This is a genomic window from Xiashengella succiniciproducens (genome assembly GCF_023674465.1).
GTDB lineage: Bacteria > Bacteroidota > Bacteroidia > Bacteroidales > Marinilabiliaceae > Geofilum > Geofilum succiniciproducens.
The window spans coordinates 2,946,504-2,967,348 of record NZ_CP098400.1 but is presented as its reverse complement, the minus strand read 5'-3'; the positions used below and the strand labels follow the sequence as shown (position 1 = coordinate 2,967,348).

Sequence of the window (20,845 nt, the reverse complement as noted above, 5' to 3'; positions counted from 1 at the left end):
GAGCGCAAAAATAGATAAAGTTTTATTTCCACGCAAGGAGAAGCCCTATAATGGAGCTTTTTTTTCTTTCTCCAGAGTAAGGCTGACGCATTTCATCTGGCCTCCCATTGGCGGGTTCATCTTGGAAACCTTTATCTTAGCATAGGTTAATGACGGGAAGTTATCAAACAAGTTGTCGATAATCCTTCCCGTCACATGTTCTAGGAGGTTGGAGCTTACCATCATTTCTTTCTTTACAGCTTCGTAAATCCTTACGTAGTTGACTGTGTCCTGTATCCTGTCACTGTGCCTCGCATGTGAAATATCATGCTTAATTGTGACGTTTACGACAAACTTATTGCCCACCACTTTCTCCTCAGTAAAGCAGCCGTGATAGGCGTAAAACACCATTTCTTCAAGTTCTATAGTTGCAATTTGGTTTTCCATCCTCCCGGTGTAAATAGTTTATTCAACTATGCTAAGTTCCTCAATTAAGTTAGTAGCCCCTGCAAATTTGTCGATTATAAAGAGCACGTAGCGAATATCCACGTTGATACATCTTTGCAACTCGGGCTCGAAAGCTATATCCCCACTCATTGCCTCCCAGTTACCGTCGAAGGCCAGACCTACAAGTTCACCCTTTCCGTTAATCACCGGACTTCCTGAATTACCTCCGGTGATATCAAGGTCATTAATATAGTTTACATATAATTTGCCGTCAGCAGCAGCGTAACGACCGAAATCAGCGTTATTATACAATTCCTTGAGCTTTTCGGGAACGATAAACTCGAAGTTGTTTGGGTCTTCCTTTTCCATTACACCCTTTAGTGTAGTGTAATATTTGTAAATAACACCATCTCTTGGTTCATAGTCACCTACCTTACCGTAGGTTAGTCTAAGAGTAAAGTTTGCATCCGGGTAAAGGCTCTTTTCAGGATTCATTTCCATCAAACCTGCCATGAATAGTCTGTTGGCATTTTCTACCCGATCTGCTGAGTTATTATTAAGTTTTAAAATCTCTTCATTCTGTTGCATTGCTGATAGAGCTACAGTATAGATTGGATCAGCCTGCAAAGCTTTCAATGTAGGTTTTTCAAGGAAGTCCAGATAGGTATCCTTGTTCACGAAGAGAGAGCCCTTGAATAGTTTTGCGGCAAATAAGTCGAAATCTCCCTTGTACTTCTTTTCCACATCTTTGAAGAAAGAAGGATAGTACTTAGGATCAATATCAGCTTTGTATCTCCTCATCATTGCAGCAAAGACTTTCTGGTCTGTTGCAGCATCATAGTTTTTAAAGAAATCCTCAGCATTCTCACGCAAAGCATCGGTGACGCTTTTTATTGTTTTTTCCTTATTGTCTTTTAGAGCCTTTTCAAGTCTTTCTGCATTATAGGCAAAGCTCAGGATCTCGGTGCCACTCCTCATAGTTTCCCTAAAAGTAATAGCAGCTTTGTAAACATCCTTGCGGGTAGTATACGCTTCTTCAAGCTCTTTAAGGAGCTTACCGTATTTGGCTGTTCGTTCCTCAGATGCAGCAACCCATTCAGCGAATTCTGCTTCAAGAGCTCTTTTCTTGTCAATAACCTTAAGGTCCTTCAAACCCTTATTCATTCCAATACTATTCTTCCAGTAGTTGGAGCTGCGTGCATACTTACTTGCATATTGTAGTTTAATCTTTGGGTCAGCAGCCATGGCTTCAGCCAGTATTTCAAGCTTATCACCCCTTACTGTAATAAGAGCATTATTGTAAATCTCCATACGCTCCTCTATTCCCCAGGAAGGAAGATAACGGTCGGTTGATCCAGGGAATCCCATTATCATGTTGAAGTCGCCAGGTTGGTATCCTTTTAGAGAGACCGGAAGGTGATGGATGGGTTGGTATGGAATATTGTCGGGTGAATAGTCTGCCGGGTTTCCATTGACATCAGAATACACCCTGAACAGTGAGAAGTCTCCGGTATGACGAGGCCAAACCCAGTTGTCGGTATCATGGCCAAATTTGCCAATGGAAACCGGCGGTGCTCCCACGAAGCGAACATCCCTGAATTCCTGTGTGATAATCAGGTAGTAACGATTACCGGCAAAGAATGGCTTTACCTGCGCTTTTTCAAAACTGTCTCCTCCCTGCTCTGCCACAATAGCTTTAATGGCATTGTCAATGGTTGTATTCCTGGCATCAAAACTCATATCTGGTTTGACCTCCGCAAGAACCTTTTCAGTCACCTCTTTAATTTCTTTAATAAAGGTGACTTTGAGGCCCGGAGCAGGTAGCTCATCTTTAAAAGATGATGCCCAGAAGCCGTTCTCAAGGTAGTTGTGGTCAAGTGAACTCAATTGTTGAATCTGCTCATATCCACAGTGGTGATTGGTAAGTACAAGACCTTTGTTAGAAATGAGAGATCCGGTACAACCGCCCCCGAAGATCACGATTGCATCTTTCAGGCTTGACTCGTTGATGCTATAGATTTGCTCAGCTGTAAGTTCAAGCCCCATGCTCTGCATGGTCTCAATATTAAGCTCCTTGATAAGGGGAAGGAGCCACATGCCTTCATCTGCCTTGAGCTTGGGTGTAATTAGTAGGGTAAGGATCAGAATTGCAGCAATAAGCTTTTTCATTTGAATTATTTGAATAATTATATGTATGTAAATTATCTATAAGGATAAACTTAGTTGTTTGTCTTCCAGTCTGAAGCTGAGGCGATGCAGCGGGCTGATCCCATATACAGCAATCGCATCTCTATGTTTCTGGGTTGGGTAACCCTTATTTTGATCCCACTGGTAAACAGGGTATTTCTGGTGTTGTTCAAGCATATATTCGTCGCGGTGGGTCTTGGCAAGAACAGATGCAGCTGCTATACTTTGGAAAAGTGAGTCTCCTTTGACTATGCAATGGTGTGGAATATTATTATATTCTTTAAATCTGTTACCGTCAATGAGTAACAGCTGAGGCTCCTGCTTCAGCTGGCGTATAGCCAGATGCATGGCCTTGATGGCAGCATTGAGAATGTTGATTCTGTCAATTTCTTGGTTATCCACCATAGCAACTCCCCAGCTCAAGGCTTCAGATTCAATTACTTTACGCAACAAGGTGCGTTGGCGGTGTGTCAATTGTTTTGAGTCATTTAGCAGGGGGTGGTTGAAATCGCGGGGGAGTATTACAGCAGCAGCAAAAACGGGACCAGCCAGGCATCCACGGCCAGCTTCATCACAGCCGGCCTCCACAAGATCCGGACTAAAACTATTTTTTAATACTTTATTCCCAGACTTTCTCATTTCTCCCGGTAGATAAGCTCCATCACTGTCTGTCCGACGGCTTTAAGTGTATTACGATCAATGTTGTCCATTGTATCGTCATGTGTGTGCCAGTATGCTCCAAAGCCTGTCCTGGAAGTCGGATCATATTGTATAATATCGACACAGGGGAAGCCTCTGAGACGGTTTACATAAACATGATCATCAGTAATCATTCCTCCTTTTCCAAATACAAAAGTACCCCCGTAACCCAGATCTCTGGCGATATTCCAGATACGATCAACCCAGCGCAAGGCCGTTTGTTCGCTATATTGTTCTCTGTAAAAAAGAGCATTCTTTGCACCAACCATATCGAGCAGTACTCCAAAGCGGGCGTAGTAGTTCTTTTTGTGAGGATTCTTGCCCCAATACTGGCTTCCTAAGCACCAGGAGTCAGGTTGATAAGGCAGAGACCTGTGGTCCGGCTGACCGTAATCCTCTGCATCGAAAAGAATTATGTCTATACCCGGATTTGTCGGGTAAGCTGCCAGATGGCGTGCTATTTCAAGCAATACTCCTACGCCACTGGCTCCATCGTTAGCTCCTTCAATAGGAATGTCACGTTTTGTCGGATCCGGATCATGATCAGCAAATGGACGAGAATCCCAGTGCGCAAAAAGCATGACTCGGCTGCTCTTTTCTGGCTGGAACTCTCCAATGATGTTGCGAATCTTCAGTCTAGTACCATCGAAGGCACTAACTTCAGCTTCCTGGATGGTCACCTTCGCACCAAAAGACTCCAACTTACTGGCAATGTATTCGGAGCATTCAAGATGAGCCTTTGTGTTGGGAACCCTTGGTCCAAAACTTACCTGGTCGGCAATGTATTGGTATGCTGAGTCGGCAATAAAATCAGGGGTAGTTGTTGATATATCTTCTGTTGCTTCAACCTGACCGTTGCCAGTACTGCCTTTAAGGCTGCAAGAAGTGTACAATACTGTTGTACAAGCTAATATTGAAAAGATTCTGAGCATCCGTTGCAGGTTTATCTGTTAAATTCCCAGCTCACACCGTCCTTCCCATCTCTGACAACTATACCCATATCTGCGAGTTTGTCGCGTATCATATCTGAGGTCGCCCAGTCCTTGTTGCTTCTTGCAGCTTTGCGGAGCTCGAGCAATAGATCCATCAGACCTTCAATGGTTTCGGTTGATTCACCTGATGCAGCTTCCTCTGACTTAAGTCCAAGGATATCGAAAACCATCGTGTGTATTAATTCCCTGAATAATGCAAGGTCCTCAGCGGTAAAGGACAGCTTTCCATCAACAGCTGAGTTGATTGCCTTGACAGCATCAAACAGGTGAGCGATAAGTATGGGAGTGTTGAGATCGTCGTTGAGTGCAGTATAACAATCTTTTCTGAAGCTAGCAACATCATAATCGCTGTTGCCTCCTGGTCTGATCCTGTCGATTGCTGCCACTGCATCAAGCAGGCGCTTGACTCCCTTATCGGCAGCACGTAGTGCATCATTTGAGAAGTCAACCGTGCTACGGTAGTGAGCCTGCAGGATAAAGAATCGTATAGTCATAGGAGAGTAAGCCTGATCAAGCAGCTTGTGACTACCTGAGAAGAACTCGTCAAGAGTAATGAAATTACCCAATGACTTACCCATCTTCTGTCCATTGATAGTTATCATATTATTGTGCATCCAGTAGCGAGCCGGCCCCTGTCCGTTGGCAGCCGTAGCCTGAGCTATTTCGCATTCGTGGTGAGGGAATAAAAGGTCCATGCCACCACCGTGAATATCAAACTGCTCGCCCAGATAGCGGGTGCTCATTGCAGTACATTCCAGATGCCAGCCCGGGAAGCCGTCGCTGAAACGCGACGGCCATCTCATAATGTGAGTTGGCGAAGCCTTTTTCCAGAGGGCAAAGTCAAAACTGTTTTTCTTACCTGACTGACCTTCAAGTTCGCGTGTGGTACTAAACAGCTCCTCTAATACGCGGCCAGATAGTTTTCCGTAATTATAGTCTTTATGGTAACGTTCGACGTCAAAGTAAACCGAACCTTCGCTCTCGTATGCATAGCCCTTTCCCAGGAGGGTATCAACCAATTGCAGTTGTTCGATAATATGACCTGAAGCCCTTGGTTCTATGGAAGGATCCTTAACGTTCAGAAGATGCATGGCATCGTGGTACCTTGAGGTAAAGTACTGTACCACTTCCATGGGTTCCATTTGCTCAAGTCTGGCTTTTTTTGCGATCTTATCCTCGCCTTCATCAGCGTCGTTCTCAAGGTGCCCCACGTCAGTAATGTTTCGAACGTAGCGAACTTTGTAACCGAGATGAGACAGGTATCTGAAAAGGATATCGAAGGTGATTGCAGGACGTGCATGACCCAGGTGTGCATCTCCATAGACAGTCGGGCCGCATACATAAAGTCCGACGTGAGGAGGATTTATGGGTTTAAATATCTCTTTTTCCCTTGAAAGGGTATTGAAAATCTTCAACTCTAAGGAACTCATAAAATGACTGTTTATAAAGAACTGCTAAAATACTAAATTTTAGTTTTGTAGCCTTAGGCTTTTAGCCTAAAGTCTTGGCAATTCATAAACAGCATTCCTTTTGATCTGGAGCTTTTATTGCGCAGTACCCTCAATTTCCCGTCCTGATTTAATTCTGACAAGTTTGCCGTTTTCATAAACCCTTATCTGTCTGAGGACACCACTACTGTCATAGATGAATTCCTCTCCATCGTATAATATGCCTTCACGGTAATATCCCTTTTGATAGATGCGTCCATCCAGTCTGTAGGCAGTGTGGTATCCGGTTCCATGGAATGGTGATACTATACGGTCGGGTTCACGTTCATTTGATTCAGGCAGAACTGATGGTTTGGTATCTGTGCTTTCAAAGCTTCCGTTTTCGTAATTCCTGATAGCCTGCAGTTTTCCTGAAGAGTCATATACTTCAACCTTGCCGTCAATGGCCCCGTCCTGCCACTTGCCCCTGAACTTGATAGTTCCGTCCGCATAGTAGTATTTCTGTTCACCCTCACGTTTCCCCCAGTCATTGTAATGAAATTCATAAGCGGGTTTTCCTCCGGGATGGTAGAGTCGGTAGTCGCCTACCCAGAAAGCCTCCTTCCAGATTCCTTCTTCCCAAAGAGAGCCGTCGGGGAAGTAAAACTTTGCAGGACCGTTGGCTACACCATCTTTGAAGGTGATTTCATACTTGACGGTGCCATCCGGATAGAAAGCCTTCCATATACCTTCCTTCTTTCCGGAACGATATTCTCCCTCTTCGGTAAGTTGTCCTTCTTTATTGAAGTATTGCCATTTTCCTGTCTTCTGACCGGAAGCATCAAGAGAATTTTGTCCACCGACGTTTATATACACTGCAAATGTCAGCACTAATACCACTATTGCCGGTCTGAATATTTGGGCTCCTGAATACTTGTACATAAGGCCTTTTATATAATACAGAAAAGCGTAATCTTATTATAGCTTAAACATTTAAAGCATCAATAAGGTTACGCTTCCCCCTATAATTTGGACACCCGAACTTTACTCTTCCTTGTTGCTGATTTTTGCCCAGGTATCTTTAAGTCCTACAGTCTTGTTAAATACAAGCATATCAGGTTTGGAGCCGGGATCAACGGAGAAATACCCTAGGCGCTGGAACTGGAAATGTTCCAAAGGCTTGGCTTCAGCAAGCATGGGTTCCAGTTTGCAGTGATTTAGAACTTTTAAAGAGTCAGGATTCAGAAATTCTTTGAAATCCTTGTCTTTATGTCCATCTGGTTCCGGATCGAGGAAGAGTCTATCATAGAGTCTTACCTCTGCATCTATTGCATGTCTTGCAGATACCCAGTGGAGGGTCGCCTTGACCTTTCGTGCAGATCCTTCAGAACCACTACGGCTTTCCGGATCGTAGGTACAGTAAATCTCAGTTATATTACCTTGGTCATCCTTCTTGAAACCTTCGCACTTTACTATGTACGCACTTTTCAGACGTACTTCCCTGTCTGGACCGAGCCTGAAGTACTTCTTTGGGGGATTTTCCATAAAGTCATCCCTTTCAATGTATAGCTCACGACAGAATGGAATTGTACGAGAGCCCATGGTTTCGTCTTCAGGATTATTGACAGTCTCGAGCATTTCAACCTGATCCTCAGGATAATTTGTGATTATCATTTTAATCGGATCAAGCACTGCATTTACCCTTGTAGCTTTCTTGTTTAGATCTTCCCTTACGCAGTGTTCCAGGAGTGCTATATCTATTACATTGTCACGCTTTGCAACTCCCACCTTTTCGGCAAACATCCTGACAGATTCCGGAGTATAGCCTCGGCGACGTAAGCCGGAAATAGTTGGCATACGGGGATCATCCCAACCTGATACTACTTTCAGTTGCACAAGTTCGAGCAGCTTACGCTTGCTCATAACAGTATAATTGATATTAAGACGGGCAAACTCAATTTGTCTTGTTCTAACCTCCGGAGTGGGCTCGCCTTCCAGTATCTTGTCGAGGAACCAGTCATATAGAGGTCTGTGTACGGCAAACTCAAGGGTACAAAGTGAGTGTGTGATACCTTCGATAAAGTCGCTTTGCCCATGGGTGTAATCATACATAGGGTAGATACACCATTTGTCACCGGTGCGGTGGTGGCTCTTGTGGATGATCCTGTACATGATGGGGTCACGCATATGCATATTTGGAGAAGCCATATCTATTTTGGCCCTCAAAATCATCTCCCCTTCCTTAAACTCACCCTTTCTCATTCTTTCGAAGAGTTCAAGGTTCTCTTCAACTGAACGATTCCTATAGGGACTTTCCTGACCAGGTTCGGTAGGAGTACCTTTCTGGGCAGCTATCTCTTCGGCTGAAAGTTGGCATACATAGGCGTATCCCTTCTTAATAAGTTTGATAGCCCATTCATAAAGCTGCTCAAAATAATCGGATGCATATTTTGGTTCATCAGCCCATTGAAATCCTAACCACTGAATGTCTTCCTTGATTGATTCTATGTATTCTACGTCTTCCTTGACAGGGTTGGTGTCGTCAAAACGTAAATTACACTTAGCATTGTAGCGCTCCGCTATGCCAAAATTGAGGCATATAGCCTTGGCATGCCCTATATGTAGATAGCCGTTGGGCTCAGGTGGAAAACGTGTAAGAATTTTACCTCCGTTACGACCCATTGCCAGGTCCTTCTCTATTTCTTCAATTACGAAATTGCTCCTGATATCTTCACCAGGCATCGTACTGGATTCCATACTCATATCCTTCTGGTATTTACAAAACTACAAAAATATAAGTTTTTAACAGCATTGTTCATTTTTCGAGGCAAAATATGCGATACTCGGCAAGCTTATTGTATTTTTGGCGTGTATCAAATGAAAGAACGAAAAGATGCACTTATTCTATAATTTGGGAATAGCATTATTTGATTTGGCAGTAAGCCTTGCAGCACCTTTTAGTAAAAGGGCTGCTCTACTGGTAAAGGGAAGAAAGACTGTGTGGGATACCCTTGGGGGAGTCTCTCTTGAAGGTGATGTAATATGGGTGCACTGTGCTTCTCTTGGCGAATTTGAACAGGGAAGGCCGTTGATTGAAGCCATCAGGAAAAAGAATCCTTCATACAAGATAGTTCTCAGCTTTTATTCTCCTTCAGGCTATGAAGTCAGAAAGAACTACAAGGAAGCTGATGTCGTTTGTTACCTGCCATCAGATACCAGAGCCAATGCAAAAAGATTTATCAGTACAGTTAATCCGCGGATGGTTTTCTTTGTGAAGTATGAGTATTGGTACAACTATTTCAGGGAGTTGAAAGAAGTGGGGACTCCTCTTTATCTTGTGTCAGCAATATTCCGTAAGGATCAGATCTTTTTCAAATGGTACGGTGGCTGGTTCAGGAAAATACTGAACAATGTTAAGTGTTTTTATATTCAGGATGAGAAATCTGCCGCCCTCCTTGATGGGATTGGCATTAAGGCATATATAGTTGCCGGAGATACCCGTTTTGACAGGGTTGCTGCCATTGCAGCAGCAGCCAACCCAATTCCTGTAGTTGAAAATTTTGCCACAGGGGCAAAAGTACTTGTTGCCGGTAGCACATGGCCTGCTGACGAACAGATAATAGCAAGCTATATTAATAATTCAGCTAAGGACGTAAAGCTAATTATTGCTCCTCATATGGTGGATGAGTCACATGTTCAGCAGCTTGAGAGGCGTTTTGCCCTTCCTGTTTGCCGTTACACCAAAGTTAAGGGAGAGATCGGAGCTGATGTCAGGGTACTTATAATTGATACCATAGGACTGCTTTCTGCAATATACAGATATGGAAGTGTGGCATATCTGGGAGGTGGCTTTGGCAAGGGCATACACAATACACTTGAAGCAGCTACTTATGGTATGCCTGTGATTTTCGGACCACGTCACCTTAAGTTCAAAGAAGCTATAGATCTCAAAGAAAAGGGCGCAGGTTTTTCTATTAATGACAGTGTGGAGTTTGGTAATCTTATGGAAAGATTATGGGATGATGAGAATAAAGATTATCTGAAGAAATCTGGGGAAGCTGCACTAGAATATGTACAAAGTATGTGCGGTGCTACAGAAGAAATTCTCAAACTGATAGATTAGTGCAAATAAAGTATGAGAATTTCATTTTTATAACTATTTGATTATTTTTACGATACTATCTAATAGATACCGGACTATGATTCGCCCCTTTACTATGCTGCGCATCTCAGTCATTGTTGTTTTATCAGTAGTTGGGGTACAACTTACATCTGCAGCTGATGAAAAAAAGCTTGCAGACCTTGTTGAGTTAGTGGTAGAGGCGATAGATGTCAATGCAGCTGAAGCAAGGAAACTAATAAACAGGATTGAAGACCTGGAAGGATATAATCCAGATCTTCTTGCTGCGTATGCAGCTTTCTACAGAGGCGAACTGGAGTATTCCCTAAGTAATTGGAGTGAAGCTTCCCAACAGTATTCTCGTGCAATTGAGTTTTACAGGAATGTAAATGATACAGCAAGGCTAAGCGCAGCGTATAACAATCTTGGACTGGTTAAATACTATCAGGGAGATTTTGACGAATCTATTGAGAACTTTTCCCAATCACTTAAGCTAGAGCTTGAGATTAACAACTCATACGGCATTGCTCAGTGTTACCAGAATATGGCCATAGTTTTTTCTCATGGTGAGCAGTTTGCCAAATCACTCGACCTGTATCAAAAAGCCCTTGATGTTTATCTCAAAGAACAGGAATGGGAGGAGGTTGCGAGCGTCTATAATAATATTGCAGCAGTATATGCAGAATATGGTCAACTCGATGAGGCAGCTGCCAATTATGAAAAGGCTCTGGAGTATTACAGAAGGGAGCGGAATAATGCGATGGAGGCCAGAGTGCTTAGTAATATCGGTTCCTTAAAGATGAGGCAGGAGAAGTATGATGAGGCAGGAAGGATACTTGAACGGGCATTGGTAATCAATAAAGCAGAGGGAGACCGTTTTGCAGAAGTTAATACCTATTCTATGTTAGGAGACAATTATGCAAAGAAGGGGGAGTATCTTCAGTCCATCTACCTATACAAAAAGGCTGAAGGCCTGGCTGTGCAGTACGAAATGAAGGAGTTGCTGCTAAATCTTCTGAATTCTGAATATTTGGTTTACAAGCAGATTGAGCAATATGATAGTGCCCTCGTTAATTTCGAGAGATATATTGCACTGAGGGACAAGATGCTTAAGGATAACCCGGACTATGCAAAAGGGGTTATGGATATGGAACTGGAGCGACAGATTAAGGAGAGAGACCATAGAATTAAGAAGGCTATTATGAGGGAAAGATTATTTTGGAGTCTTATTATTTTAGTTTCTGTCTCCGCAGTAATTGCTTTTGCGTCAGCCTACCAAAGAAGACGCCGACTATTGCAACAGAAGAATGTGGAAGAGCTGAAAAAGGAGCTAATGAAGGAAAAGTGTAATCCCGATCTGATGCTGAGCTCTCTTAAGAATGTAAAACAGTGTATCGAAGTGGGTGATAGTGAAAGGGCTGTTGATCAGCTGGATATGATAGCACGTCATATAGAACAGGTGCTGAAATTCTCCGGGCAGGAGCTGATACCTCTAAGTATGGAGATAGATTACCTTAGGTCTTTCCTGAGGGTCCAGGATCAGATGCTTGGAAAGCCTATAGAACACAGAATAGAGAGTAATGTTATGCAGAATGCCGGAGCAATTCTTGTACCCTCGATGATATCACAGCCATTTTTGGAGAATGCCCTTGCTGATATAATGGCCTTTAGGTCTCAGGATAAGATCAAATTTGATATTGCATTTATGAGACGGGGAAATGCTTTGGAGGTAATAATTGAGGACAATGGTGCCGAAGGAAATTGCCATTATGCTTGTAAGTCCCTGGAAGAAAAATACAGGAATATGGGAATCGCAGTATCCTTTAGTCACATTTACAAGGGAAAAGGATTAAAAAACAGGCCGACGGATTTTGGGTATATACGCAGTGAAGAGCGCTATGATGGAAAGGTAAAAACGGGACATCGTGTTTGTTTCAACCTGCCGTTGATGATGCAATAAACTGCCAGGTCTCAGGCTTTTCATGATATTTTGGACTTCATTATTTCCTGCCGAAGTCGGCAGGAATCTCTCCCCATCGTTTTGTTTCCCATTTGAGCAGCGGTTGATCCCAACTATTATGAGCAAGCCATTCTTCAGCCCTCCTGATCACTTCAAATAGCTTTTTTGTTTTTTCGTTTACCGCTAGTTTGGTTTTGCATTTTCCTGCCTTTATCCAGCCTATAGCAATTTGTGAATCACTGTAAATGGGGATGTTTAGGTTATGTTGTTTTTGAAAAGCAAGGCCGTGAACAATTCCAAGAAACTCTCCAATATTGTTGGTTCCAAGTTCGATCTTGAAGTTAAACCATTCCTGTCTGCTTCCGACATGCACCCCACGATATTCCATAACTCCGGGGTTGCCGCTACATGCTGCGTCAACGGCCAATGCATCCTGAATAGGAGATTCAAAACCCGAGAGTTTAACGGCCTTTGGCTTTGAACTGCGTGACGATCCAAAAGCTTCCTCAGCTTCGGCAAGAGTGTTGAACTTCTTGTACCTGGCACCGGGGAAGCCTATGATTCTTTTCCTACAGTCGTTCCAGCTGTCGTAGATACCTGGTTCGGCACCTACCCACACTACATAATAAGGCATAGTTGAAGTTATTCTACAACCCTTTGAAATGATCTATCATTTCGACAAGCAGGGAAGCAAAGTTTGACATAAAGAGCCTTATTGACATAGCCATAAGGATTATGCCGAAAAATTTCTTGAGTACATATACACCACCGGCACCTGCAATATGCTTGATTTTATCGGTATAGTGAAGCACGAAAAATACCACGACTATATTCAGAAATAATGCAACAATAATTGTTGACAGGGCAAACTCAGCACGCAAGGCCAGCAGGGTCGTAAATGAACCTGCTCCGGCTATAAGCGGGAATGCAATAGGAACTATGGATGCACCTGTAGGGGAGTCGTGTTTGAAGATTTGAACCCCTAGTATCATCTCAATGGCCATAATCATAAGTATCAATGAACCGGCAATTGCAAATGATGATAAGTCAACCCCAAATAGTCCAAGGAGAGCCTCTCCCAGGAACAGAAAAACAATAAGTATGATAAAGGAAACAGGGGCTGCCTTCCATGCATCAATTCTACCTCCCTTATCACGGATATCAAGCACAATCGGTATAGAACCGAGAATATCGATTACGGCAAACAAAACAATGAAGGCCGATAACATTTCAATAAAATCAAAATCTAGCATATAATCAAATTTTCCCTAAATTGAGCGATTCGTAATTTCACCTGCCCCCGTCGTCTCACTTGATTTCAAAAAAACGGAAATTTTCTCAGAGGTAGGCTTCTTTCGTGTACTTTTTCAACGAAAATTCAGTTCTGTTTTTCACTCAAACCGAACTTTATCGCATTTTCTATGGGTCTGGACATAAGTCTCCCATTACCACTACGGGTTTACAATCCTGAGGTATGTTGTTCTGCCTTATGCAAACTGAATTTTCGGCGGTGACTGACACCGTTCCCATAACTCTTCAATATTTATCGTTTCATAAATTACTCTGGTGACATTCAGGACAATACTCCTTGCCCTTGAGGTTATCTTGACAGCAAAATCAATAAGCTTTCTTCTGAATGTATTAGGATATACGGTTACCGGAATAACCTCTGCGGTAACATCTTGTTTGTATGCTTCGAAAATAAAGTGTGTAACTACCAGCATAAAATAATAGGCTCTGTTCATTCCAAAGGATTTAAAAGGAAGTTGTTCTCTGGTAGCAAGCTCTTTAATGCTACGATGTATCAACTCGTCGGCTCCTCTTTGGTGTGATTTTCGTATGATGGTATCAGCTTTAAACCACTCATCTCCACCGGATGCCCGAAGCCTTTTGTCAGCGACAGGACAGTTCCCGATATTGGTATAGATGACGCTGTCAGGCTTACCAAATTCCATTACGTACTGCCCGGTATCATCCCGGTGCAATCTGGTAAAAAAGCAACGACGAAACTTGGACCAGGATTTCAACTTGCTGGCAAATTCCGCAAATTGCCAGACTGCTTTATTTTTAGTGATTTTGCCCAAAGTGTCAATGGGTAAAGCCTTTACATATTCAGTAACATCATTGTACAATTTTCCTGTTGTAATGTAATGTATATTAAGCTCTTGCTCGAATATCTCGTACGCTTTCTGATCCGCAAACCCACTATCGGCGCACACCACAATAGGGACTTCTTTGGAGTATCTCTTGCGTATCAGATTTACTATAGAGCGTACCCTGTCGGTGTAATCTGATCCATGATTGGAATGAGCACTTCCTTTTCTAAAGGTCACGTCTATCAGAAACGAGCCCCAGCATATATGAAGTGGCTGAAACCCTTTCTTACGCTTGTAAGTGACCTCGCAACCTTCGCGTTTCGCAGCATCGTCATTATCCAAAACCATGGTGTCAATGCCCAGTTCTATAACTTTGGGTTTGGATATGTGAAGCCTCCAGATAAACAGTTCATTAAGTATCTTATTGAATACCGAGTTTGAAATAACGGACAGCTTCCCAAAAAAACGTTTGACCTGGTGAGAAGAGGCCAATTGGTCGGTCTTGCATTCAAGCAAACATGCATATCCTTCATCCTTTTTACTTTGATCAAAACTGCTTATGGCCATATTTGTGCCATCTATAAAAAATGCAACAATCTGTTTTACAAACTGTTGAAGCTGCAAGCCTTTGCTGTTTCCAGTAAGCAGAGAAGAAACATTACGCGATATTAGCCCATATAAGCCAATTTGCTCAGTGTAGCGAAGAAATAAAGGGAGCCCTCCACGACCAGAAATTTTATTGGTTGTAATGCCGATTTTTGTTATCTTCGTACTCATAAAAGATAGTCTTGTGCACCTAAATGGTGAAGTGTTGTTTTTTTATTTTAATACCTCTAAAATACACATTATCAAGGTTATAAGCAAGCTATCTTTTATTTTTTTTTGTATAAATCGCTCAATATAGGTTTTCGTCAAAAGTAATAAATCAGTATCGGATGGAGGTTGTAATAATTAAAATTTACATATTCGTTTTCTTGTCATAATTTTACCAAATGGTCAAGTTCCTTAATTCACTTTGCCGCATTGTCAGTAAATCCATGTACCTCATGAGAAATAACCTGTTGATTTTATTTTCATTGTTTTCACTTACAACTCATGCAGTTGGTAAGCTGAATGTTCAGGGTAAGCTTGCAACATATTCCATGATAGTTTCGGGAGAAACCACCCCATTATGGCTATATGCCGGGCAGGAGGGAAGGTGGGGTATATCAGGTAAGGCTCCCTTTCTTGGCATTGCCTCTTTCAAGGGGGATTTTCATGTTGGTCACAATATCTCAGTTTGCGGTCATCTGGAAGCTGATTATAACAGCAAACATTTCGGGGGCTATCTTCATGGCTATTCACTTGGCATTGACTGGAAATTTCTAAGCCTTAAGGCAGGTCGCCATGTTTTTAGCCCAGTTTTCGAACACGGTTATAAGGGAAGCGGTTCATTTTTGTATGGCTCTAATGCCAGACCAGTTGATCGAATAACCATAGGTATTCCGGAGTATACCAAGCTTCCGGGAGTACTCAGACGAATCGAGATAAAAGGTGAGGTGAGCCATGGCTTCATGGATGATGAGTACAGGGGTGCTGTCAAGTTCCACAGAGATGTAATGTTACATGAGAAATATGCCTATGTCAGATGGGATGGTGGAAAGTTGAAGCCCTATGCAGGATTGAACCATTCTGTTTTGATGGGTGGCTACTATTCTAACGGCGAGAAAATTCCTATCGATTTTTGGAACTCGATCTTTGCTAAAGGGTCAAGTAAGTTGGGTGGAGGTGAAATGACAAATGCCGCTGGAGCCCATATGGGTTTATACGACATTGGGGTGTATTATTCGAATGAGAATGGGGAGTATCGCTTTTATTATCAGATGCCATTTGCTGATGGTTCGGGGATGAAGCCCTTTGTCAGGAACAGGGATCAGATAGCAGGTCTTACATGGACTTCTTCGAAAAAAGGCCTTATTAGTGCTCTGACTATCGAATGGGTTAATACAGTATATCAGTCTGGCAAAGGCATGCCTGATGCATACTTTCATTACACTGATGAGAATGGCAATGTAAGGCCATTTCTGGTTGTATTGTATCAACTTGAAGATCCTGCATTCAGAGAAGATGTTATGAGGAAGCTTGGAGTTGAAAATCCTGGATCTTATACAAAAGAGGAGGTAGAGAAGTATCTAAAGGAAAATACGAATTATGGATATAGATTTGGAGGAAGGGATTGGTACATGAATAACGGACTTTATCCCGCTGGATGGACTCACTATGGTATGGTTATGGGGTCTCCATTTATTCTGTCCTATTCTCAGATTGCTCATTTAGAGCCTGAACTTGGAGCACGGGAAACATATTACCAGCTGGTAGGCGACCGTTTTCGCGCTATTCATATTGGAGCTGCAGGTGATTTTAGCGATGAGGTATCGTGGGATCTTATGATGAGTATTACACGCAACTACGGTTCTTATGTACATCAGTACACTGGACGTTATACATGGGTTGAAACTCCCAGTTACTTTTTCAAAGGAGGAAAGGATCAGTTTTATGGAAGTATGGGTATGGAATGGAGTCCATCAAAGTTGAATGGATTGAGCATTCATGGAATGCTTGGCGTTGATGTTGGAGCGCTTTCAAAATCTCTGGGTGTATCTGTAGGATTGATAAAACAATTCAGATAGGCTTATGTGAAAAACACTTAAAATTTCATGTACTAAGTCGTGTTTATAAACTATCTTCGTGCAAGCTAAACGGAATTCAGGATGCTCAAAGAAAAAGCAAAGACAATCAATGCTATTTCTACAATGGCAGATGTTGTTCTGGCCCTTATCAGTTTTAATATTGCGCTGTATTTTGAGTATGGGAAAATATCAATACTTCACCAGAAGGATAGCGTAATATTACAGTTGCTTATAATAATTTTTTGGACTCTTCTTTCAAATGGGTTTGGGACAAATGTATTATATCGTTCCAGACCGTATTCAATGGTTCTGTTAAGTTGCTTAGGCCTTTCGGTTGTAGGTACAATTTTACTTGTTGTATCAGCCTGGGCATTCAATCTTTTCTATCTGGGTGTTGGACTTTTCCTTGTCTTTGCACTGTTTGATCTTGTTTTAACCTTCCTCTTTAAGACTTTTATTTATTACTTACTCAAGAGGGTAAGACGAAAGGGTTATAACTACCTGAATGTATTGCTTATCGGAGATAAATCGGCTGCTTCTCTTATTCGTCAGCTGACAGGTCATCCGGAATGGGGCTATAAAATTGTAGCTATAATTGGAGATGGCTCTGCACATATGAGTTTTCCAGATGTGGCTCCAGTGCTGGATGAAGGTACTGATCTGGAACAGCTTCTCAGAGACAAGACAATTGATGAGGTCATAGTCTGCAAGGAAGCCCTTGATCCAAGGTTATTGGAGACCTATGTTCAGATATGCTCTGAGATAGGTGTTGTTTTCAGACTTTATTCTCCTTTCTTTACAATGCTTGCCAACAAAACGCAGCTGCATTATCTTGGAACATCGCCCTTACTTACAATCTCAAATACACCGGTAAACTATCTGTCTTTACGTCTGAAAGATATTTTCGACAGAGTGTTTTCTGCCATTGTACTAGTCGTTCTGTCACCTTTGTTTGTGATTATTGGGCTGGCTATCAAGATTGATTCCAAAGGTCCGATTTTTTTCAGTCAGAAAAGGGTAGGACTAAGGGGGCGTCGATTTATGCTCCATAAATTTCGTACTATGGTGGCAAATGCTGAAGAGCTTAAAGATAGTCTGAAAGAAAAGAATGAGATGGATGGCCCTGTTTTCAAGATGACAGATGATCCAAGAATTACTAAAGTGGGCCATTTCCTTCGTAAGACAAGCCTGGATGAATTACCTCAGTTTTATAATGTGTTGATGGGTGAAATGTCAATAGTTGGACCAAGGCCTCCTATACCAGATGAGGTCAAGGAATATGAGAGATGGCAGTTGAGGAGGTTATCCATGAAACCCGGCATTACGTGTATCTGGCAGGTGTCAGGCAGGAATAATATTCCATTCGACGAGTGGATGAAGATGGATCTGGAGTATATAGATAACTGGTCGTTGAAACTGGATTTTGTTCTATTCTTTAAGACGATCAGAACAATGTTTAGAGGGGACGGGAAATAATAGTTTACGTGTAGAAAACAGAGACAATGTTGAAGGTCAGATTGTATTTATCAATACTAATAGTTGCTTTATCAGTTACAGCCTGTAACAGATACAAAGTGCCCAAAGGATATCCACGGCCTAAGGAAATGGCAGAGATTCTGGCAGATATACATATGGCGGATGCTACTCTGATTTATATGCCGGGGTACAGAATTTCTGGAAACTCAGATATTAGCGGGTCATATAAGTATGTACTTGAAAAGCATGGACTAACGACGGCTGAGTTTGATACCATCCGTCGATGGTATGTTTCTAACCCTCAGCTATATGATAAAGTCTATGAGATGGTGATTGAGAGACTCAGTCAGGCAGAGGCAGATGTGAAGATTCTTATGGAGAGGGAAAGGTTGGCTCTGGAGCAGGCATTGAATGAGGCAGAGAAATTGAAGAATGGAAACCTTTGGCAGGGTTCATCAAGTATTAAGATTAGTAACCTTGATACTTTAGCTACGGGTCATCTTTTCAGGATTGATGTTGATACGCTTAATCTGGCAGGTGCAATACGCTTTAGTGCAGGATACAAGTTTCTTCATGACGATGAGAGCCGTAATACTAGGATAATGCTTTCTGCCTTTTACAATGACAGTGTCGCTGATACTGTATACAAGAGTATTGATATCTCATTTCAAAGACGAGTTGCTGAGCTTATGCTTAAGCTTAAGAATGATACTTTTCCAAAGTACATTGAAGGGAATCTTTTGTTACAGGATTCTTTAAACAAGGCCTCTGTTGAGATTGATGAAATCAGCATAAAAGTTGTCCGTGACAGTCTGAAACTACAGAATAAGGGCACTCGTGCAGACGAGTTGCAAATGGTAACAGAAGAAGTACAAATACAATAATACTCTCCTGATGAAGAGGCGGATGCTTGGATCACATTTTGCCCTCATGGAAGGTGGGCAAATGCTTGCGTGGCCTATTCTTACAATAGACGATGAGGGGCGGATTCTTTCTGTGGATAGTGGAGGCACCGGACTTAGGGAAAGGCCCGGACTAGAATGGTATGGAGGTCTTCTTATCCCGGGGTTAATAGATATTGTAGGTGTTGAACTATTTGATTATGAAAAAAGAAATCTCAACGCTCATTTTGCAGGAGGAACGGTAGCACTTGGTCGTTACGGTGCAGATGGGGATCCGAGTTTCCCGCTTTCAATTCCGGGTATTGATTCAGACCTACATCCGGTAATTACAAGGACCAGAGATAATTATTCAGTACCTGTGTTTTCAAGAATAAAGGACTATTGCTTAAGCTATAATCAGGCTGACTGGATCGGGTTGCTGTCACTTTCAAGTGACAAGGCTGGCGGTCTGGCAGGATTGAAAGAGCTTGGAGCAATAAGGGAGGGGAATAAATGTGGAATTATAAATATAAGTGGAGCTGATCTGATTCATATGAAAGCGACAGCCCAGATGACACTAAAGTGGCTGGTAATGCCATAAAAAAGGCTGCCCTGAGGCAGCCTTTTGATTGTATCATTATTGGTCTTATTATCCGCGGATAGCTTTGATACCTGGAAGTTCTTTGCCTTCAAGGTATTCCAGAAGAGCGCCACCAGCAGTAGAGATATAGCTAACTCCGTCAGCAAAGCCGAATTTGTTAACACAGGCTACAGAGTCACCACCTCCAACGAGAGAGAAGGCACCCTTCTTGGTAGCAGCTACGATAGCCTCACCAACTGCCTTTGAACCTTCAGCAAACTTGTCCATTTCGAATACACCTACGGGACCATTCCAAAGGATAGTAGCAGAGTTTTCAATAATCTCCTTCATTTCCTTGATAGATTCAGGACCTGCATCTAGACCCAGCCATCCATCAGGGATATTGCTGGATTCGCAGATTTGAGTGTTGGCGTCTGCAGCAAACTTATCAGCAGCAATTATGTCATTAGCCATGTAGATCTTAACACCCTTCTCAGCAGCCTTCTTTTCAAGGTCAAGAGCTAGTTGGATGTACTCGTCTTCGCAAAGAGAAGAACCGATTTTACCGCCATGAGCCTTGTAAAATGTGAAGGTCATACCACCACCAAGGATAAGGTTATCAACCTTGTCAAGCAGGTTTTCGATAATTGTGATTTTTGAAGAAACCTTTGCTCCACCCATGATAGCAGTAAATGGACGCTTAGGATTCTTAATAACTTTGTCGAGGCTTTCAACTTCGCTTTCGATCAGGTAACCGAACATCTTATTGTCAGCATCGAAATAATCTGCAATGATTGCAGTAGAGGCGTGGGCACGGTGAGCAGTACCGAAAGCATCATTTACATATACATCAGCCAGAGAAGCAAGGGTCTTTGAAAATTCTTTTTGCTTTTCCTTCATTTCAGCCTTTGCAGCCTTCTTTTCGTCTTCGCTTGCATCGTCAGCAAGTTTTGGCTTACCTTCTTCTTCGAGGTGGAAGCGGAGGTTTTCGAGCAGCAGAACCTGACCTGGCTTCAGGGCAGCTGCCTTTGCTTTTGCATCAGGGCCAACGCAGTCAGTAGCAAAAATTACTTCTGTACCTATTACCTTTGCCATGTGAGCCTGAATATGCTTAAGAGAAAAGTCGCTGTTGAACTTACCCTTTGGACGGCCAAGGTGTGACATGATGATGGCAGAACCTCCATCTTGCAGTATCTTGCTGATTGTAGGAACTGCAGCGCGAATGCGGGTATCGTCGGTGACCTGAAACTCGGCATTTAGCGGAACATTAAAGTCCACGCGTACAATAGCTTTTTTGCCGGCAAAATTGTATGCATCAATCTTTGACATATA

General features: G+C 42.5%; 17 protein-coding genes. 6 read left to right on the top strand and 11 right to left on the bottom strand.

Translation table 11 applies throughout. The features are described from left to right. Positions 1–45: 45 nt before the first annotated feature. The 7 genes from folB to M9189_RS12275 all read right to left on the bottom strand — a co-directional run bounded on the left by folB (position 46) and on the right by M9189_RS12275 (position 8,494). Positions 46–426: a dihydroneopterin aldolase gene (gene folB, locus M9189_RS12305; protein WP_250723635.1), complete on the bottom strand. Its 381-nt coding sequence runs from the start codon at positions 424–426 to the stop codon at positions 46–48. A gap of 18 nt (positions 427–444) precedes the next feature. Continuing rightward, positions 445–2,595: a S46 family peptidase gene (locus tag M9189_RS12300; RefSeq protein ID WP_250723633.1), complete on the bottom strand. Its 2,151-nt coding sequence runs from the start codon at positions 2,593–2,595 to the stop codon at positions 445–447. Between the two features lie 36 nt (positions 2,596–2,631). Continuing rightward, the gene (locus M9189_RS12295; protein ID WP_250723631.1) at positions 2,632–3,252 is read right to left on the bottom strand and encodes a ribonuclease HII; all 621 of its coding nucleotides are present in this window, start codon (positions 3,250–3,252) and stop codon (positions 2,632–2,634) included. Then, entirely contained in the window at positions 3,249–4,244 is a 996-nt protein-coding gene (locus M9189_RS12290; protein ID WP_250723629.1) for a M28 family peptidase, read from the bottom strand. Before M9189_RS12290 ends, M9189_RS12295 begins: the two co-directional genes overlap by 4 nt. Before the next feature lie 11 nt (positions 4,245–4,255). Then, positions 4,256–5,734, bottom strand: coding sequence for a cysteine--tRNA ligase (gene cysS / locus M9189_RS12285; protein ID WP_250723627.1), 1,479 nt, complete (start codon positions 5,732–5,734; stop codon positions 4,256–4,258). A 114-nt stretch (positions 5,735–5,848) separates the two neighbouring features. After that, positions 5,849–6,673: a toxin-antitoxin system YwqK family antitoxin gene (locus M9189_RS12280; RefSeq protein WP_250723625.1), complete on the bottom strand. Its 825-nt coding sequence runs from the start codon at positions 6,671–6,673 to the stop codon at positions 5,849–5,851. A gap of 102 nt (positions 6,674–6,775) precedes the next feature. Further along, on the bottom strand, positions 6,776–8,494 hold the full coding sequence (locus tag M9189_RS12275) for a glutamine--tRNA ligase/YqeY domain fusion protein (RefSeq protein ID WP_250723623.1): 1,719 nt from the start codon (positions 8,492–8,494) through the stop codon (positions 6,776–6,778). 130 nt (positions 8,495–8,624) lie between these two features. Between M9189_RS12275 and M9189_RS12270 the strand changes: the two genes are divergently transcribed. Together M9189_RS12270 and M9189_RS12265 are read left to right on the top strand one after the other, a co-directional pair. Next, positions 8,625–9,854 (top strand): 3-deoxy-D-manno-octulosonic acid transferase, encoded by a 1,230-nt coding sequence (locus tag M9189_RS12270; protein ID WP_250723621.1) that lies wholly within the window; start codon positions 8,625–8,627, stop codon positions 9,852–9,854. Positions 9,855–9,930: 76 nt separating this feature from the next. Continuing rightward, positions 9,931–11,811, top strand: a complete 1,881-nt coding sequence (locus tag M9189_RS12265) for a tetratricopeptide repeat protein (protein WP_250723620.1) — start codon at positions 9,931–9,933, stop codon at positions 11,809–11,811. Positions 11,812–11,851: 40 nt separating this feature from the next. Here the strand turns inward: M9189_RS12265 and M9189_RS12260 are convergent, their stop codons facing one another. From M9189_RS12260 to M9189_RS12250, 3 genes are all read right to left on the bottom strand, one after another. Next, a complete protein-coding gene (locus M9189_RS12260) occupies positions 11,852–12,445 on the bottom strand; it encodes a ribonuclease H1 domain-containing protein (protein ID WP_250723618.1) in 594 nt (197 codons plus the stop codon). Between the two features lie 13 nt (positions 12,446–12,458). Beyond that, positions 12,459–13,064 (bottom strand): MarC family protein, encoded by a 606-nt coding sequence (locus M9189_RS12255; protein ID WP_250723616.1) that lies wholly within the window; start codon positions 13,062–13,064, stop codon positions 12,459–12,461. Positions 13,065–13,298: 234 nt separating this feature from the next. Then, entirely contained in the window at positions 13,299–14,684 is a 1,386-nt protein-coding gene (locus tag M9189_RS12250; protein WP_250722148.1) for an IS1380 family transposase, read from the bottom strand. Positions 14,685–14,953: 269 nt separating this feature from the next. Between M9189_RS12250 and M9189_RS12245 the strand changes: the two genes are divergently transcribed. The 4 genes from M9189_RS12245 to M9189_RS12230 all read left to right on the top strand — a co-directional run bounded on the left by M9189_RS12245 (position 14,954) and on the right by M9189_RS12230 (position 19,534). Continuing rightward, positions 14,954–16,576, top strand: coding sequence for a capsule assembly Wzi family protein (locus M9189_RS12245; RefSeq protein ID WP_250723615.1), 1,623 nt, complete (start codon positions 14,954–14,956; stop codon positions 16,574–16,576). Positions 16,577–16,657: 81 nt separating this feature from the next. Then, positions 16,658–18,052, top strand: a complete 1,395-nt coding sequence (locus M9189_RS12240; protein ID WP_250723613.1) for a sugar transferase — start codon at positions 16,658–16,660, stop codon at positions 18,050–18,052. 26 nt (positions 18,053–18,078) lie between these two features. Then, the gene (locus M9189_RS12235) at positions 18,079–18,936 is read left to right on the top strand and encodes a DUF4296 domain-containing protein (protein WP_250723612.1); all 858 of its coding nucleotides are present in this window, start codon (positions 18,079–18,081) and stop codon (positions 18,934–18,936) included. Positions 18,937–18,946: 10 nt separating this feature from the next. After that, a complete protein-coding gene (locus M9189_RS12230) occupies positions 18,947–19,534 on the top strand; it encodes a hypothetical protein (protein ID WP_250723611.1) in 588 nt (195 codons plus the stop codon). A gap of 48 nt (positions 19,535–19,582) precedes the next feature. Here M9189_RS12230 and M9189_RS12225 read toward each other — a convergent pair whose 3' ends face one another. After that, complete coding sequence (locus M9189_RS12225; protein WP_250723609.1) at positions 19,583–20,842, bottom strand: phosphoglycerate kinase; 1,260 nt, start codon at positions 20,840–20,842, stop codon at positions 19,583–19,585. Positions 20,843–20,845: the final 3 nt, after the last annotated feature.